The organism is Amycolatopsis bartoniae, assembly GCF_014191255.1.
In the GTDB taxonomy this organism is placed as follows: domain Bacteria; phylum Actinomycetota; class Actinomycetes; order Mycobacteriales; family Pseudonocardiaceae; genus Amycolatopsis_E; species Amycolatopsis_E bartoniae.
The window spans coordinates 57819-72990 of sequence record NZ_JACHWH010000001.1 but is presented as its reverse complement, the minus strand read 5'-3'; the positions used below and the strand labels follow the sequence as shown (position 1 = coordinate 72990).

Sequence of the window (15172 nt, the reverse complement as noted above, 5' to 3'; positions counted from 1 at the left end):
AGTGCTTGATCAATTGCTCGGCGCGGTCTCGATGCGCAGGGCGGTGTCGCCGTCCTTGTTGCAGTACACGACGCCCTGGCTGCCTGCGGGTTCCTCGGCTTTGGCGCAGTCCCAGTGTCCGAGGATGTCGAGTACGCGGCGTCCGGGTCCTTCGCCCTGCGGTGCCTGTGCGTAGTACTCACTGATGACGTTGAACGCTTCGGTGCAGCCGGGGGTGCCTTCGTTGGAGGACTTCGCGATCAGATCCACCTGCGGGCCACCGGGAGCACCGACTTTCCCGCCGTTTTCGCTGCAGTTGACGTCGCCGGTTCCCGTTTCCGCGGAATCACCGGTGGTCTGCGGCGAGGCTTGAACCGTGCTCGGGGCGGTCTCGATGCGCAGGGCGGTGTCGCCGTCCTTGTTGCAGTACACCACGCCCTGGCTGCCTGCGGGTTCCTCGGCTTTGGCGCAGTCCCAGTGTCCGAGGATGTCGAGTACGCGGCGTCCGGGTCCTTCGCCCTGGGGCGCTTGCGCGTAGTACTCACTGATCACGTTGAACGCTTCGGTGCAGCCGGGGGTGCCTTCGTTGGAGGACTTCGCGATCAGATCCACCTGCGGGCCACCGGGAGCACCGACTTTCCCGCCGTTTTCGCTGCAATTGACGTCGCCGGTTCCCGTTTTCCCGGAATTGCCGGTGGTCACACTGTGGGCTTTGGTCTGGGGCGAGGCTTGCACCGCTGCCGCGTCGGTGACCTTGGTGGCTGGAGCAGGGGAAACCTGTCCAGTCGAATTGTTCCCACTGCAAGCGGAAAGAAGTGCGGTCGCCGCGAGCGCGCCACCCACCAGTGCCAGCTTCATCGATTTCATCGTGGTGGACCCCATTTTCGAACCCCCGGATCTGTGCCGAATCTTTGATCAGTGGACGGCCCACGCCGTGCGACGTTGCGGCCAACCGCCACTGAGGCTCAAAGTTGCACTATCGTCCGCCCGGGCCTGACCGCACGGACAGATTTCGCCAGCCGGACGCAACCCGCCGGCTCGATCGGGATTCGTACTGTGGGTGATGACGTCGGACTTGGTCAGTCCGGCCTCGGCGAGCTGTCAGGCCCTGACCAGGGCGTCGACTGCCGAGTAGAACATCCCCAGGCCGTCGTCGCTGGGGCCGGTCAGTGCGTCGATGGCGTGTTCCGGGTGGGGCATCAGGCCGACGACCCTGCCGTTCTTGCTGGTGATGCCCGCGATGTCGTTGCGGGAGCCGTTCGGGTTTTCGCCCACGTAGCGGAACACCACGCGGCCCTCACCCTCCAGCTCGTCCAGTGTGGACTGGTCCGCGACGTAACCGCCCTCGCCGGACTTCAGGGGGATCAGGATTTCGGCGCCCTTGTCGTACCTCGTGGTCCAGGCGGAGGTGTTGTTCTCCACCTTGAGCCACTGGTCGCGGCAGACGAAGTGCAGGTTCTTGTTCCGCACCAGCGCACCCGGCAGCAGGCCCGCCTCGCACAGGATCTGGAAACCATTGCAGATCCCCAGCACCGGCATGCCCTTGCCCGCGGCCTCGACGACGCTGTTCATCACCGGCGCGAAGCGGGCGATGGCGCCGCACCGCAGGTAGTCACCGTAGGAGAAACCGCCGGGGACGATCACCGCGTCGACGCCGTGCAGGTCCTCGTCCGCGTGCCACAGTGACACCGCCTCGGCGTCGGCGTAGCGGGCCGCCCGCGCCGCGTCGACGTCGTCCAGCGTGCCCGGAAAGGTAATGACCCCGATCTTCACGAAATCCTCCGCACGGTCCACTCCTCGATGACCGGGTTGGCCAGGAAACCTTCGGCGATCTTCGCCAGCGTCTCGTCGTCGACCGAGTCGTCGACCTCCAGCTCGAAGTGCTTGCCCTGCCGCACCTCGGACACGCCGGTGAAGCCCAGCCGCGGCAGCGCACCGGCCACGGCCTGACCTTGCGGGTCCAGGATCTCGGGTTTGGGCATGACGTCGACCACGACTCGGGCCACGGTGGGGGCTCCCATGTCTTCGCAGGTAGGCGGTACTGCTCCAGGGTAACGGCCCGAAGAGTCCCCGTGTCGCCCGCCCTGCGCACATCACAGCTTGACCGCACCCGCACGTCCTTCCTAGGCTCGTTCGAGATACCGAACCTTGTCCGAAATATCGAACGGCGGTGCAGCGGTGCGAGAGAACACCCGGGAGTTCCTGCGCTCACTCGGACTGCCGGGAGGTGATCCGGGCGAGCTGCCGGCCAGCACCAAACGCTTCCCGGACGGCGCCCAGTACCGCGTGGAGATCCCGAGCGTCGAAGGTCCCGAAGCGCTCGAAGCGGTGTACGACGAGGCGGACGCCCGCGGGGTCACCGTGCACCGGATCTCGCAGGGCAGCGGCGGGATGCTGCTGACGCAACGCGAGCTCGCGGCGATGGCGGAGTTCGCGCGGGCCCGGTCGATCGAGGTGAGCCTGTTCGCCCGGCCCGTCGCGGCCTGGGACACCGGCGCCGCGTCCGTCGCGAGCGCGGGCGGCCCCTTCGCGGCCCAGGCCAGGGGCACCGAGCAGCTCGTGGACGTGCTCGAAGACATCCGGCGCACCACGGAGGCGGGTTTCCGCAGCGTGCTGGTCACCGACCTGGGCGTGCTCACCGTCGCCGCGCGGATGCGGGAGGCCGGGGTGCTGCCCGCGGACCTGCAGTTCAAGGTGAGCGTGCAGATGGGCCTCGCGAACCCGGCCTCGATCCGGCTCGCCGAGCAGGCCGGCGCCACGACGTACAACGTGCCCACCGACCTGAGCCTCGCGCAGCTCGCGGCCGTCCGGGCGGCCGTCGACCTCCCGCTGGACATCTACGTCGAGGCGCCCGACGACCTCGGCGGCTTCGTCCGGCACCACGAGATCGCGGAGATCGTGCGCGTCGCCGCGCCCGTCTACCTCAAGTTCGGGTTGCGCAACGCGCCGAACATCTACCCCAGCGGCACGCACCTCACCCCGACGGCGGTGGCGCTGGTGCGGGAACGCGTGCGACGTGCCGAGATCGGGCTGGAACTGCTGAACCGCTACGACCCCGAAGCCGTCGGCTCCACGCTGTCCGCCGCCGACCTCGCCGTACCGGTCGCGTAGCCGAGCCGGGCGGACAGCTCGGCCGCGCCTTCACGCACCAGGTCCTCCCAGCCGGTCCAGGCTTCGGGCGAATGCCGCGACGTGGGCACGGAAATGCTCATCGCGGCGACCCACTCCCCGTCCGCGTCGACCACCGGGGCGGCGACGCAGCCCGCGTCCGGATTGGACTCACTGCGTTCGTGAGCCACTTCCGTGACGCGGATTTCGTCGAGCTGGGCGAGTAGCGACGGCCGTGCCGTCACACTGTGTTCGGTGAGCGCGGCCAGCTTCCGGCCCTTCAACCGGGCGAGCAGGTCCTCGCGCGGCAGCCCGGCCAACAGCACCTTGCCGACGGCGGTGCAGTGCGCGGGCAAGCGGTGCCCGACCGCGGAGATCAGCCGGACCGGGTGCGTAGAGTCTATTTTGGACACGTACACCACGTCGAGTCCGTCGAGGATTCCCACGTGGACGGTCTCCCCGCAACGGGCGGCGACCGAACGCGCCACCGCGTCGGCTTCGGCGGAGAACTCCAGCCGCTGACGGTAGCGGGAACCGAGTTCGAGCAGGACGGGCCCGAGCCGGTAGGTGGTTTCGTGCCGGTCGAGGTAACGCCGTTCGACCAGCGTGGACAGCAGTTCGTGGGTGGTGGAACGCGGCAGACCGAGGTGCCGGCCGATCTCCGCCGCCGTCAACGTGGCCCGCGAACCGAGGAACAGTTCGAGGACATCGGCCGCCCGAAGCACAGCCGGGACGAGGCGGGGCATGCCCACACCATACCCCGCCGTCCGAAATACCGAACACAAGGAAACTGCAGTAAGCGGCGCCGCCGCTTACGAACGTCACGCGTTACGCGACGACCTGCACCTCATCGCCCGGATGCAGCGTGTTGTAGAAGGTCACGGCGTCCTGGTGTGACAGGTGCACGCAGCCGTGCGACTTCCGCTGCAGGCTGCCCTGGTGGAAAGCCACGCCCGTGTTCGTGAAGAACACAGAGTAGGGCATCGGACCGTTGTACTGCCTGCTGTAGTGGTCGATGTCCTTGTACTGGACGTGGAATATCCCCTTGGGTGTCGGATAACTGGGCAGGCCCGGCGCCACCGGCACCGGACCGGTGGTGACCGATCCGTTGTCCTGCAACCACGCCTGTCCCGTACTCAGCTGCACACAGGCTTTCGCCTGCGGCTCGCACGGGGTTGTGGCGGCGTCAGCGGACGGTGCGGCAAACCCGAGCGCACCGATCGCCGTCACCGCTCCTACTACGGTTCCGGTTATCTTTCGCAAGGTAGCCATAGTGGTGGTTACCCAGCACCGCCACGACCATGCAGTATCGTCACGAGTTTTCCGACGAGCCTGTCCGTCTTCTCGCCGCGGGTGAAGGTGGTCAACTGGATCGGCACGGAGAACCGTTGGCGCGCAACGGCTTTCGGTCGCGCGAACTCGCGCAGTCCCTCCGGGCCGTGAATGCGGCCGAAACCCGAGTCACCGACTCCGCCGAACGGCAGCGAACCGATTCCGGCGAAGGAGAACGGCGCGTTGATCGACGTCATGCCCGACTTCAGCTTCGCCGCGATCTTCGTGCCGTTGTGCCGGGAAAACACGGTGGAGCCCAGGCCGTAACGGGTGGCGTTGGCCTTTTCGACCGCTTCGTCCATGGACCGGACCTTCGCAATCGTCACGGTCGGGCCGAACGTCTCCTCGGTGACCGCCTCGGAGTCCTCCGGCACGTCGACCAGCACGGTCGGGCGCACGTACCGCTCGCCCACCGCGTCCGCGCCACCGGTGAGCGCGCGACCGCCGCGGGCGAGCGCGTCGGCGATGTGGCGCCGGATCACGTCCAGCTGCGCGGGCATCGTGATCGGGCCGTACTGCTTGCCGGGCTCGACGTCGCGCGTCAGCTCGACGACCTTCCCGACGAACCGGTCGTAGACGTCCTCGTGCACGTACACGCGTTCGACGCCGATGCAGGTCTGGCCTGAGTTGGAGAACGCGCCCCACACCGCGGCGTCCGCGGCGGCGTCGACATCGGCGTCGCTGTCCACGAGCAGGGCGTCCTTGCCGCCCGCCTCGATCACGACCGGCGTGAGCGTCTCCGCGGCGGCGGCCATGATCTTCTTGCCGGTGGCGGTGGACCCGGTGAACGCGATCTTGTCCACGCCCGCGGACACCAGCGCCGCGCCCGTCCGGCCGAAGCCCGTCACCAGCTGGAACACCGGCTGCTCGGGCACCACCTCGGCGAACGTGTCGGCGAGCCACTTGCCCACGCCCGGGGTGTACTCGCTGGGCTTGAACACCACCGCGTTGCCCGCGGCCAGCGCGTACGTGATCGAACCGAGCGGCGTGTAGACCGGGTAGTTCCACGGCCCGATCACGCCGATCACGCCCAGCGGCACGTACTCGACCGAGGCGGTGTGGTTGCTCAGCAGCAGCCCCGCGGAGCGGCGCTTGCGGCCCAGCACCTTCGGCGCGTGGCGGGCGGCCCAGGCGATGTGCTCGATCGCCAGCACCACTTCGAGCTGGGCGTCGCCGCGGGGCTTGCCGGTCTCCTGCTGCACGACGGCACACAGCTCGTCCATCCGTCGAGTGACGATGCCGGCCCACTTCCGCAGCCGGTCGGCGCGGCCGCCGAACCCGAGGGAAGCCCACCAGGCCGCGGCGCCCCGCGCCCTCGCGACCGCGTCGCGCACCTGCTCCGGGCTGTGCACCGGGTACGTGCCCACGACCTCGTCGGTGGCCGGGCTGAGCGAGTCGAAGGTCTCCTGCGCCACTGCAGTCATTCCACACCCTCCTACTGGTGAGTACGCCCAGCATGGCACAAGCCGCGGTTCCGGTAATAGGCTGAACTCGACTCATGCAGAGGAGTGAACAGATGCGAATCGTCCATTATGGACACGCCTGTGTGCTGCTGGAGACCGACAGTGCGCGGATCCTGCTCGACCCGGGCTCGTTCTCCACGGGCTTCGAGGGCGAGCGCGAGCTGTCCGCGGTGTTCGTCACCCACCAGCACTTCGACCACATCGACTCGGAGAAGCTGCCCGGTCTGCTCGAAGCGAACCCCGGCGCGAAGCTGATCGTCGACCCCGGCACCGAGGAGACTGTCGCCAAGCTGGGCCTCGAGTTCGAGATCGCGCGCCCCGGCGACTCGTTCGACATCGCGGGCACCGCCGTCAACGCGGTCGGCGGCGAGCACGCCGTCATCCACCAGGACCTGCCGCAGATCCCGAACGTCGGCTTCCTGTTCGAGCACGGCGCCTTCTACCACCCCGGCGACTCGTTCTACGTGCCGGAGCAGAAGGTCGACGTGCTGGGCCTGCCCACCGGCGCGCCGTGGCTCAAGGCCGGCGAAGCGGTCGACTTCCTGCGTGCCGTCTCGCCGCGGGTGGCCGTGCCGATCCACGAGGCGGTGCTCGCGAACCCGGCGATGCACTACGGCCTGTTCACCAACCTCGCCCCCGAGGGCACCGAGGTGCGCGTCGCCCCGCGCGGCGAGGCCGCCAAGCTCTGATAGGTGCTGCCGAAGGCCCGGTTTTCCAGCGCGACGTCGACTGCGTCGAGCAGCGCCTGCCGGAGACCGGGCCGGGTGAGGTCGGCCGCGTCGGCGCCGAGCCGGACCAGGCCGCCGCGCTTCGCCGCCCGCGCGGAGGCGAGGACGAGCGCGAAGCAGCGCAGCGTCTCCGTGCGGTGCGGCTGGTTCGCGAAGTCGTGCACCCGCGAGCGATGCACCGCGCCGGTGCTCAGGTCGTGCACGGCGCCGAGGTCGGCGCACAGCCGGAAACCCTGACCACGCACGGCTTCCAGCGTGCCGTGCGAGGCGAGCCAGCGCGGCGGCGCGAACCCGTCGACAGCGAGCCCGGCGCGTTCGACCGCCGCCTGCGCCGCGATCAATCGCAGCCGGGCCTCGTGCGCGGGCAGCGCGGCGAACTCGGCCCGGCGGCCGAAGTGCGCGCGGTGCGTGGGGGCGATGCGGTGGTCGAAGCCGTGCAGCAGCAGGCCGTCGCCGGCGCGGACGCGCGTGCGCACCCACTCCGTGACAGCGGCGGTGCCGGCGAGCTGCGGGGCGAAGAGCAGGGACAGCGGGACCTTCCGCCGGTCCAGCTCGGTGGCGAGCTCGGCGCAGCGGTGCAGCGTCCGGGGGCCGATGCCGGACAGGGAGACCAGCAGGCGGGCGTCCATGTACCCATTGCGCCAGCCGAAGGTGGCGCTGCGCTTACTGTGAGGTGACGGTCCGCCACCGACCTCGCTACAAGATGGGCGCCGGCACGTAGTTCGCGGCCTCGGGGAACCGCGCCAGGATGCTCTCCACCTGCTTCGCCACCGCCGTGACCTGCGCGGGAGCGACGCCGGTGAACGACAGCCGGTCCGCGAGCAGCCGGTCGAGGTCCTCGCGGGACAGCGGCAGCCGCTCGTCGGCGGCGAGGCGGTCCAGCAGGTCGTTGCGGGTCAGGCCCTCCTCGCGCATCGCGAGCGCGACGGCGACCGCGTTCTCCTTGATCGCCTCGTGCGCGGTCTCGCGGCCGACCCCCGCGCGCACGGCGGCCATCAGCACCTTCGTGGTGGCGAGGAACGGCAGGTAGCGGTCTAGCTCGCGGGCCACCACGGCGGGGAAGGCGCCGAACTCGTCCAGCACGGTCAAGAACGTCTCCAGCAGGCCGTCGAGCGCGAAGAACGCGTCGGGCAGCGCGACCCGGCGCACCACCGAGTCCGACACGTCGCCCTCGTTCCACTGGTCGCCGGCCAGCTCGCCGGTCATCGACAGGTAGCCGCGCAGCACCACGGCCAGCCCGTTGACCCGCTCGCACGACCGCGTGTTCATCTTGTGCGGCATCGCCGACGAGCCGACCTGCCCGGGCTTGAAACCCTCGGTGACCAGCTCGTGCCCGGCCATCAGCCGGATCGTCTTGGCGAGGCTCGACGGCGCGGCGGCCAGCTGCACGAGCGCCGAGAGCACGTCGAAGTCCAGCGACCGCGGGTACACCTGGCCGACGCTGGTGAAGGTGCGGGAGAAGCCGAGGTGGTCGGCGATCCGGCGTTCCAGGTTGTACAAGGTGGACTGAGCTGTGTTTGTGCCTCCACCGCCGGCGGGCGGGCTAAGCAGGTCGAGCATGTCCTGCGCGGTGCCGACCGGGCCCTTGATCCCGCGCAGCGGATACCGCCCGATCAGGTCGTCGAGCCGCTCGAAGGCGACGAGCAGCTCGTCGGTGGCGGTGGCGAACCGCTTGCCCAGCGTCGTCGCCTGCGCGGCCACGTTGTGGGAGCGGCCGGCCAGCACCAGGTCGGAGTGCTCGACGGCGAGCGCGGCCAGCCGGGCGAGCACCGCGGCGACCCGGCCGCGCACCAGCTCCAGCGACCGCCGGACCTGCAGCTGCTCGACGTTCTCGGTCAGGTCGCGCGAGGTCATGCCCTTGTGCACGTGCTCGTGCCCGGCGAGGGCGTTGAACTCCTCGATCCGCGCCTTCACGTCGTGCCGGGTGACACGCTCCCGCTCGGCGATCGACGCGAGGTCGACCTGGTCCACGACACGCTCGTAGTCCTCGACGACGCCGTCCGGCACCTCGACGCCCAGCTCGCGCTGGGCCTTGAGGACCGCGATCCACAGCTCCCGCTCCAGCGTCACCTTCCGCTCGGGCGACCACAGGGCGACCAGCTCGGGCGAGGCGTAACGGGAGGCGAGCACGTTGGGGATGCGGGGCTTGTCCACGTGCCCAGGTTATAGAGGGCTCAGCTCAGCGCGTCCCGCAGCATCGCGCGCGCCACCGCGCGCGGGTCCGGGTCCACCTCGATCAGGGCGTTGACCACGGCTCCGTCGACGAGCGCGATCAGCTGGGCGAGGCGCTTGGCGTCGATGGGGACACCCGAGCGGGTGAAAATCTCGGTGAGCAGCTCGTGGAACTCGACCTGCATCGCGCGCATCACCGGCCGCAGGTACGGGCGCCGGCCGGTGGTCACGAGCCGTTCGTAGCGCAGCAGCACCGCCTCGTACGCCGTGTCCTCGCCGAGTAGCTGGTCGAGCACCATCTCGACCAGGGTGTCCGTCGCGCGGGGCTCGGTGGACAGCTTCGCCAGCTGCTCGCGGCCCTGGTCCAGCTCCAGCCGCCCGCGGTACTCGACGGCGGCGGTCACCAGCTCTTCGAGGGAGTCGAAGTAGTACGTGGTGGAAGCCAGCGGCAGCCCGGCGCGCTCGGCCACGGCGCGGTGCCGGATCGCGTCGAAGCCGCCTTCGACGAGCAGTTCGGCGGCGGCCACCACGAGGGCGGCCCGCCTGCGCTCGCCCTTCGGCGTGCTGGCGGCGGTCACCCCGCGAGTTTAGAGAGCGCCGCGGCGATGGCGGGCAGTCGTGCCTCGAAGGGAACCGCACTGCCCTCGTCCGGTGTGCTCAGCACCACCACGACACCCCCGCTCGCCGTCGGCTGCTCCGCCGTGACCGTGCCGTCCGTGAGCAGCGGGAGCGAAGCCGTCACCCCGGCGGGGAAGAGGGTCACCGAGACGAAACCGCTGCGCTCACCGTCAGTGACGTGGAACCCCGCTGATCGGGTGGCCGTCGGACAGAGGCGACCTGGTTCAGCACCGGTCGCACCGGTCGCCGGGAGCTCGCCAGCGAGGGCAGTGGCGAGCTCCCGGTCGACCTTTTCGCACCCGGAGGTGCCTTCGGCCCGAGGGCCGTCCTTCCCGTCCGCATCGCTTCCCTGCAAGGACGGCGGATCGGGAGAGGCCTGGGGAGGACGTTCCGGCGCGGCGACGGGTTGCGCCGGACTGGGACCTGTCGATCGAAAGTAGGACACACCGGCGATTCCGGCAGCGCAGAGCACCGCTACCAGGCAGGCCGCGGTCAGCAGCAGCACCGAACGGCGGCGTGCGGTCGCCCGGGTGGACGCAGCGGTGACGTCACCGAGGGTGAAGCGAGGCGGCGGCGGCTCGCCCGGCGCGTCCCGGAACAGGACTTCGAGCTCCTTCTCATCCACGCGTCTCCACCTCCTCACCGAGCGCCACGCGCAGGTGCGCCAACCCGCGCGCTGTCTGGCTCTTCACGTTCCCTTCGCTGCAGCCCAGCGCCTTCGCGACCCCGGCGACGTCCAGCCCCTCGAAGTACCGCAGGACCAGCACCGCCCGCTGCTTCGGCGGCACTTCGCGCAACCCGGCCAGCAGGTCCGCGCGCAACGCCACCTGCTCGTCGAGCCGCTCGCCCACCGGTTCCGGCTCCGGCAGCCGCTCGACCTGCTGCTCCCGGCGCCAGGGCTGGCGGGACTCGTCGATCGAGGCCCGCACCAGCGTCCGGCGCACGTACGCGTCGAGCGCGCCGCGGTCGCGGATGCGGCGCCACCTGCGGTGCAGCGCGACGAACGCCGTCTGGGCGAGATCGTCCGCGCGATGCCAGTCCCCGCACAGCAGGTACGCGGTGCGGCGCACGGAGTCCCGCCGAGCGGCGAAGTACTCCGCGAACTCCTGCTCCTCGTGCTCGTCCACCGGCCTCCCGGGCGTCTCACTGGTCTGGACGGAAGCACTGCCCCCTACGGTTGCACCACATTTGTAGATCATCCGTGCCGTGTGATGTGATCTAACCGTGACCTCATCAGACACCCTGTCGCTCGATTTCCGCTCCGACACCGTCACCCAGCCGGATGAGACGATGCGGAGAGCGATGGCGTCCGCCGAGGTCGGGGACAACGTCCTCGATGGCGATCCCACCGTGAAAGCGCTGGAAGAGCGTGCCGCGAGCGTGCTGGGCATGCCCGCCGCGCTCTGGACTCCCACCGGCACGATGGCGAACGTCATCGCATTGAGCGTCCACCTTCAGCGTGGTGATCGCTTCCTCGCCCCCAAGGGCGCGCACGTGCTGCACAACGAGCTCGGCTCCGCCGCATGGCTCGCCGGCGGCATGCCCGATCCGGTGGAGCACGACGCGGGGCCGGGCCGTCCGTCGCCCGAGGCCCTCGCCGCCGCCATCGGCCCGCGCAACGGCCCGTACTTCGCGATGCGCACCACCCTGCTGTGCCTGGAGAACACCCACAACGGCGCCGGTGGCGCGGTCATCCCGCCGCACGAGCACGCCCAGCTGCTGTCCACCGCCCGCCAGGCGGGGCTGCGTGTCCACCTCGACGGCGCCCGCATCTGGCACGCCGCGACCGCGCTCGGGCTGCCGCCCGCGGCGCTCACGGTCGGCGTCGACACCGTGTCCGCCTGCTTCAGCAAGGGCCTCGGCGCGCCGGTCGGCTCGGTCGTCGCGGGGAGTGCGAATTTCGTCGAACGGGCGCGCCGGATGCGGCAGATGCTCGGCGGCGGCGTGCGGCAGGGCGGGGTGCTCGCCGCGGCCGCGCTGGTGGCCCTCGACCGGGTCGGTGACCTGGCCGAAGACCACGAAAAGGCCCGCAGGCTCAGCGTCGGACTGGCCGAGCTCGGCTGGGAGGTGAACACCCCCGAGACCAACATCGTGCTGGCCCGCGTCGCCGATGTGGAGGTGACGCTGGAGTCGTTGAAGGCGCAGGGAATCCTGGCTTGGTCGATCGGTGGGAAGGTACGGTTCGTGACGCACCGCGATCTGTCCATGGCCGACGTCGAAGAGGCGCTGCGCCGGATCAAGGCTGGGGGGCACCCTTGAGCGAGTGGATCGTCTTCGACTACGGCGAGGTGATCTGCGGGCGCACCGACGCGCTGCCGCGCCTGGCCGCCACGCTGGGTGTCGACGTGGCCGAGTTCGAGCCCCACTACTGGGCGTTCCGCGACCGCTACGACCGCGGCGGCCCGGATCTGGAGTACTGGGGCGCGATCGGCGAGGAGCTCGGCGTCGCGGTCGATGAGTCCACATCGGACACTCTGACGCGCATCGACATCGAGGGCTGGTCACGCGTCGACCCGGCGTCGCTCGAACTCATCGGCGCGCTCGCCGAGTCCGGTGCGGCGCTGGCCCTGCTGTCGAACGCGCCGTCGTCGTTCGCGCGGTTCGCCGAGCGGCAGGACTGGGCGCGGCACTTCCGGGTGCGGGTGTTCTCCGGCGACGAGGGAGTCGCCAAGCCGGACCGCGAGATCTTCGAACGGCTGCTCGCCCGCCTCGGCGCGCAGGCGGGCGAGTGTGTGTTCTTCGACGACCGCCAGTCCAATGTGGATGGTGCACGCGCGGCGGGCCTGCGGGCGCACCTCTGGCAGGGCGTCGAAACCGCGGTCAAGGCAGGCGCTTGGGTTCCTTCCGGCCCTTGATGGCGCCGTAGGCGGCGCTGCCGAGGAAGACTGCGCCGCCGATGATGGCCACCCACAGCACGGCCTTGAGCAGGAAGCCGACCACCGACCCGATCACCATGAACGCCAGCCAGGCGACGATGAGTGCCCCGACGATCTTCCAGAACATGGCATCCCTCCGGTTACCCCGCGAGCCGTCCGGCCCGCTACGAGCAAGGCTCCCAGGTCGCCGGGCGCGAAGCTCGTTGTTTCCCGAACGTTCAGGGGAAGACCGGGGTTCCCCCTGACTCGAGCCACGCGCCGAGCCGCCGCACGCCTTCGGAGACGTCGGCGCTCGCTCCGGCGAAGGAGAACCGCACGTACTCGCCGCCGTGCACCGGGTCGAAGTCGATGCCCGGCGTGATGGCGAGCCCGGTGTCGGCGAGCAGCCGCTGGCACCAGCCGAGGCTCTCGGTGGTGTGCTTCGAGACGTCGACGTAGGCGTAGAAGGCGCCGTCGACCGGGGCGACGCGGTCCAGTCCGATGCCGCGCAGCCCGTCGAGCAGCAGGTCGCGGTTGGCGCGGTAGTGCGCGACGTGCCCGTCCAGCTCGGCGTACGACTCGGGCTCGAACGCGGCCACGGCGGCGTGTTGCGCGATCGCGGGCGCGCAGATGTTGAGGTTGCCGGTGAGCACGTCGACCGCGCGGTGCAGCCGGCGCGGCACGAGCATCCAGCCCAGCCGCCAGCCGGTCATCGCGAAGTACTTGGAGAACGAGCCGAGCACGATCGCCTCGGGTGAGCTCTGCCAGGCGCAGCCGAGCTCGGCCTCGTAGGAGATGCCGTGGTAGATCTCGTCGCTGATCAGCTGCACGCCGCGCGCCGAGCACCAGCCCGCGATGGCGGCGAGCTCGCCCGGCGGGAGGACCGTGCCGGCGGGGTTGGTCGGGCTGGCCACGACGAGACCGGAGATCGGGCCCAGCTCGTCGAGCTGCTCGACGGTCGGCTGGAAGCGCGTGGCCTCGTCGGTCTGGAACTCGACGACCTCGCAACCCAGCGCCGACAACAGATTCCGGTACGCGGGGTAGCCGGGACGCGCCATCGCGACGCGGTCACCGGCATCGAACGCGGCCAGGAACGACAGCATGAAGCCACCCGAGGAGCCGGTGGTGACGATGACGTCCTCGGGGCTCACGGCGAGCCCGTAGCGCCGGTCGTAGTGCCCGGCGATGGCTTCGCGCAGCTCCGGGATGCCGAGCTGGACGGTGTAGCCGAGGTTCCGCTCCCGCAACGCCCGCTGGGCGGCTTCGAGCACCGGCCGCGGCGCCCCGGCGGTGGGCTGCCCGGCGGCGAGAGAGATGACGTCCCCGTGCGTACGCCGCCGCGCCTCCGCGGCGGACAGCACCTCCATCACGTGGAACGGCGCCACATCGGCGCGCCGGGAGGGACGGGGAAAGGCGGAGGGGGAGGTCATCCTCCCAGGTTAGTAACCCACGTAACCGCCGCCGTGGGACATTGCCTGCAGGCCCGGGGTGTTGGCGATGCTGCCGTAGCGGCCGATCGTGTACCGCACGCCCGCGATGATGTTGTCCACCGGGTTGTAGATGTCGTCGTGGCCGGGCAGCTTGTTCGCCTGGAACGTCGAGTCGATGCACTGCATCAGGCCCTTGGACGGGTGCCCGGCCGCGGCGTTCGAGTCCCACAGGTTGATCGCGTGCGGGTTGCCGCCCGACTCGTGCTGGATGATCGCCCAGATGTTCTTGATGTCCGCGTCCGTGACGTTGACACCCGCGGCCTGCAGCTCCTTGATGGCCTCCTCGATCCACTGCTGCACGTTCCCCGGCGGGTTGCCGACCGGCGGCCCGCCGCTCGGGCCGAGGCCACCGCCCCCACCGCCGCCTCCGCCCCCACCGCCGCCGGAGTGGTGACCGCTGGTGATCCCGCCCGTGCTCTTCATCGACTGCGGCGCCGTGCCCAGCGGCGGGACCGACGAGTACCCGCCCTCGACGTCCTTCTGCACCAGGCCCATCACCCGCTGGATCTCCTGGTTGGCCGCGTTGAGCTTGTCGCCGATCTGGTTGGTGGTGTCGGTGGCGATGGCCGTGGTGGCCTGCGTGTTCTCCGCGACGATCTGGTCCGGCGACTTCGCGGGCGGCGTGGCGCCCTCCTTGTGGGCGGCCACCGCGTCCAGCTGCGCCTGAGCCGCGTCGGCGGCCGCCTGCGCCTGCTTGTTCATACCCTCGATCCGGCTGTGCGCGTCGTCGCGCAGCTGCTGGACCTCCTTCTGCGTGCGGTCCAGGAACGTCTGCAGCGTGCCCAGCTCGGTAGCGACCTCGTCGAGGTGGTCGTTGACCCGCTGGCCCGCGTCGCCGATCTTCTTGACGTAGGCGAAGAACGCGTCGGCCTGCGGGCCGGTCCACGTGCCGCCGCCGAGCACCGCCGTGGCGTTGCGCAACGCGACCGTGTGGTCCGCCGAGTCCTTCGACGCCTGCCTGAACTGGTCGGCCACCCCCTGGATCGCGGCCGGGCGGACGTTCTCGACCTGCTGCGTCTTCGTCTCGACGTCGTTCCAGTTCGGGGGGAACTCTGCCTTCGCCATCAGTCGAGACTTCCGTCCTTGACCGTGACGCTGTCCGCCGCCGCGGCGTCGGTCTCACGCAACGCGCGGGCGGCCTCCCGCAGCGCGCCGCCGGTGGAGTTCATCAGGGTCGCCGCCGCGTCGAACTGGGTGTGCATGCGGTCGCGGAACCCGTGCAGCGCGTTCACCGCGTGCTCGGAGGGATGCGGCTCGCCGGGACGCTCGTCCGGGTGCCGGATGTCGCCGAACGGGTTCTGGCCCGTGACGCCGACCATCTTCTCCTTCGACTCCTTGAAGTGGTCGTGCAGAGCCTCCACCCTGCCCGCGACGTGCTCCATCGAGTCCGGGTCGCTGTGCCGCTTCACGTCAATCCCCCTTCGCGA

The 15172-nt window shown here is 70.3% G+C and carries 19 protein-coding genes; 4 read left to right on the top strand and 15 right to left on the bottom strand.

Annotated features, from left to right (window positions below; genetic code table 11):
* Nucleotides 1-9 precede the first annotated feature (9 nt).
* The 3 genes from FHX82_RS00405 to purS all read right to left on the bottom strand — a co-directional run bounded on the left by FHX82_RS00405 (nt 10) and on the right by purS (nt 1985).
* Entirely contained in the window at nt 10-837 is an 828-nt protein-coding gene (locus FHX82_RS00405) for a hypothetical protein (protein WP_145932498.1), read from the bottom strand.
* A 243-nt stretch (nt 838-1080) separates the two neighbouring features.
* Nucleotides 1081-1752 (bottom strand): phosphoribosylformylglycinamidine synthase subunit PurQ, encoded by a 672-nt coding sequence (gene purQ / locus FHX82_RS00400; RefSeq protein WP_145932499.1) that lies wholly within the window; start codon nt 1750-1752, stop codon nt 1081-1083.
* Entirely contained in the window at nt 1749-1985 is a 237-nt protein-coding gene (gene purS, locus FHX82_RS00395) for a phosphoribosylformylglycinamidine synthase subunit PurS (protein ID WP_144642874.1), read from the bottom strand. Before purS ends, purQ begins: the two co-directional genes overlap by 4 nt.
* Before the next feature lie 172 nt (nt 1986-2157).
* Here purS and FHX82_RS00390 point away from each other — a divergent pair, with 172 nt between their 5' ends.
* Nucleotides 2158-3090 (top strand): U32 family peptidase, encoded by a 933-nt coding sequence (locus FHX82_RS00390; protein WP_145932500.1) that lies wholly within the window; start codon nt 2158-2160, stop codon nt 3088-3090.
* On the opposite strand, the gene FHX82_RS00385 is transcribed toward FHX82_RS00390, so the two are convergent.
* The 3 genes from FHX82_RS00385 to FHX82_RS00375 form a co-directional block, all read right to left on the bottom strand.
* Nucleotides 3027-3833 carry an IclR family transcriptional regulator gene (locus FHX82_RS00385; RefSeq protein WP_145932501.1) on the bottom strand — a complete coding sequence of 269 codons (807 nt, stop codon included), beginning with the start codon at nt 3831-3833 and terminating at the stop codon, nt 3027-3029. The genes FHX82_RS00390 and FHX82_RS00385 overlap by 64 nt on opposite strands.
* An 82-nt stretch (nt 3834-3915) precedes the next feature.
* Nucleotides 3916-4359, bottom strand: a complete 444-nt coding sequence (locus FHX82_RS00380; protein WP_145932502.1) for a L,D-transpeptidase — start codon at nt 4357-4359, stop codon at nt 3916-3918.
* Between the two features lie 8 nt (nt 4360-4367).
* Nucleotides 4368-5843, bottom strand: coding sequence for an aldehyde dehydrogenase family protein (locus tag FHX82_RS00375; protein ID WP_145932503.1), 1476 nt, complete (start codon nt 5841-5843; stop codon nt 4368-4370).
* 92 nt (nt 5844-5935) lie between these two features.
* Between FHX82_RS00375 and FHX82_RS00370 the strand changes: the two genes are divergently transcribed.
* The gene (locus FHX82_RS00370; protein ID WP_145932504.1) at nt 5936-6571 is read left to right on the top strand and encodes an MBL fold metallo-hydrolase; all 636 of its coding nucleotides are present in this window, start codon (nt 5936-5938) and stop codon (nt 6569-6571) included.
* Here the strand turns inward: FHX82_RS00370 and FHX82_RS00365 are convergent.
* From FHX82_RS00365 to FHX82_RS00345, 5 genes are all read right to left on the bottom strand, one after another.
* Nucleotides 6493-7239, bottom strand: coding sequence for a DUF2334 domain-containing protein (locus tag FHX82_RS00365; RefSeq protein WP_183176413.1), 747 nt, complete (start codon nt 7237-7239; stop codon nt 6493-6495). The genes FHX82_RS00370 and FHX82_RS00365 overlap by 79 nt on opposite strands.
* A 67-nt stretch (nt 7240-7306) precedes the next feature.
* The gene (purB, locus tag FHX82_RS00360) at nt 7307-8764 is read right to left on the bottom strand and encodes an adenylosuccinate lyase (protein ID WP_145932505.1); all 1458 of its coding nucleotides are present in this window, start codon (nt 8762-8764) and stop codon (nt 7307-7309) included.
* A 20-nt stretch (nt 8765-8784) separates the two neighbouring features.
* Nucleotides 8785-9360 (bottom strand): TetR/AcrR family transcriptional regulator, encoded by a 576-nt coding sequence (locus FHX82_RS00355; RefSeq protein WP_145932506.1) that lies wholly within the window; start codon nt 9358-9360, stop codon nt 8785-8787.
* Nucleotides 9357-9545 carry a hypothetical protein gene (locus tag FHX82_RS36715; protein ID WP_229880749.1) on the bottom strand — a complete coding sequence of 63 codons (189 nt, stop codon included), beginning with the start codon at nt 9543-9545 and terminating at the stop codon, nt 9357-9359. Before FHX82_RS36715 ends, FHX82_RS00355 begins: the two co-directional genes overlap by 4 nt.
* 472 nt (nt 9546-10017) lie before the next feature.
* Nucleotides 10018-10527 (bottom strand): SigE family RNA polymerase sigma factor, encoded by a 510-nt coding sequence (locus tag FHX82_RS00345; protein WP_145932508.1) that lies wholly within the window; start codon nt 10525-10527, stop codon nt 10018-10020.
* Between the two features lie 175 nt (nt 10528-10702).
* Between FHX82_RS00345 and FHX82_RS00340 the strand changes: the two genes are divergently transcribed.
* Together FHX82_RS00340 and FHX82_RS00335 are read left to right on the top strand one after the other, a co-directional pair.
* Nucleotides 10703-11659 carry a threonine aldolase family protein gene (locus FHX82_RS00340; protein ID WP_229880835.1) on the top strand — a complete coding sequence of 319 codons (957 nt, stop codon included), beginning with the start codon at nt 10703-10705 and terminating at the stop codon, nt 11657-11659.
* The gene (locus FHX82_RS00335; protein ID WP_145932510.1) at nt 11656-12255 is read left to right on the top strand and encodes an HAD family hydrolase; all 600 of its coding nucleotides are present in this window, start codon (nt 11656-11658) and stop codon (nt 12253-12255) included. Before FHX82_RS00340 ends, FHX82_RS00335 begins: the two co-directional genes overlap by 4 nt.
* Here FHX82_RS00335 and FHX82_RS00330 read toward each other — a convergent pair.
* The 4 genes from FHX82_RS00330 to FHX82_RS00315 form a co-directional block, all read right to left on the bottom strand.
* Complete coding sequence (locus tag FHX82_RS00330) at nt 12221-12403, bottom strand: DUF2207 domain-containing protein (RefSeq protein WP_145932511.1); 183 nt, start codon at nt 12401-12403, stop codon at nt 12221-12223. The genes FHX82_RS00335 and FHX82_RS00330 overlap by 35 nt on opposite strands.
* Nucleotides 12404-12494: 91 nt before the next feature.
* Nucleotides 12495-13685, bottom strand: coding sequence for a pyridoxal phosphate-dependent aminotransferase (locus FHX82_RS00325; RefSeq protein ID WP_145932512.1), 1191 nt, complete (start codon nt 13683-13685; stop codon nt 12495-12497).
* Between the two features lie 9 nt (nt 13686-13694).
* On the bottom strand, nt 13695-14810 hold the full coding sequence (locus FHX82_RS00320) for a transglycosylase SLT domain-containing protein (protein WP_183176412.1): 1116 nt from the start codon (nt 14808-14810) through the stop codon (nt 13695-13697).
* On the bottom strand, nt 14810-15154 hold the full coding sequence (locus tag FHX82_RS00315) for a hypothetical protein (RefSeq protein ID WP_229880748.1): 345 nt from the start codon (nt 15152-15154) through the stop codon (nt 14810-14812). Before FHX82_RS00315 ends, FHX82_RS00320 begins: the two co-directional genes overlap by 1 nt.
* Nucleotides 15155-15172 lie beyond the last annotated feature (18 nt).

Coding starts and splice junctions, on each gene's coding strand:
- FHX82_RS00405 (WP_145932498.1), bottom strand. CDS start 837: ATGAAGCTGGCACTGGTGGGTGGCGCGCTCGCGGCGACCGCACTTCTT.
- FHX82_RS00385 (WP_145932501.1), bottom strand. CDS start 3,833: ATGCCCCGCCTCGTCCCGGCTGTGCTTCGGGCGGCCGATGTCCTCGAA.
- FHX82_RS00380 (WP_145932502.1), bottom strand. CDS start 4,359: ATGGCTACCTTGCGAAAGATAACCGGAACCGTAGTAGGAGCGGTGACG.
- FHX82_RS00375 (WP_145932503.1), bottom strand. CDS start 5,843: ATGACTGCAGTGGCGCAGGAGACCTTCGACTCGCTCAGCCCGGCCACC.
- FHX82_RS00370 (WP_145932504.1), top strand. CDS start 5,936: ATGCGAATCGTCCATTATGGACACGCCTGTGTGCTGCTGGAGACCGAC.
- FHX82_RS00365 (WP_183176413.1), bottom strand. CDS start 7,239: ATGGACGCCCGCCTGCTGGTCTCCCTGTCCGGCATCGGCCCCCGGACG.
- FHX82_RS00340 (WP_229880835.1), top strand. CDS start 10,703: ATGGCGTCCGCCGAGGTCGGGGACAACGTCCTCGATGGCGATCCCACC.
- FHX82_RS00330 (WP_145932511.1), bottom strand. CDS start 12,403: ATGTTCTGGAAGATCGTCGGGGCACTCATCGTCGCCTGGCTGGCGTTC.
- FHX82_RS00325 (WP_145932512.1), bottom strand. CDS start 13,685: ATGACCTCCCCCTCCGCCTTTCCCCGTCCCTCCCGGCGCGCCGATGTG.
- FHX82_RS00320 (WP_183176412.1), bottom strand. CDS start 14,810: ATGGCGAAGGCAGAGTTCCCCCCGAACTGGAACGACGTCGAGACGAAG.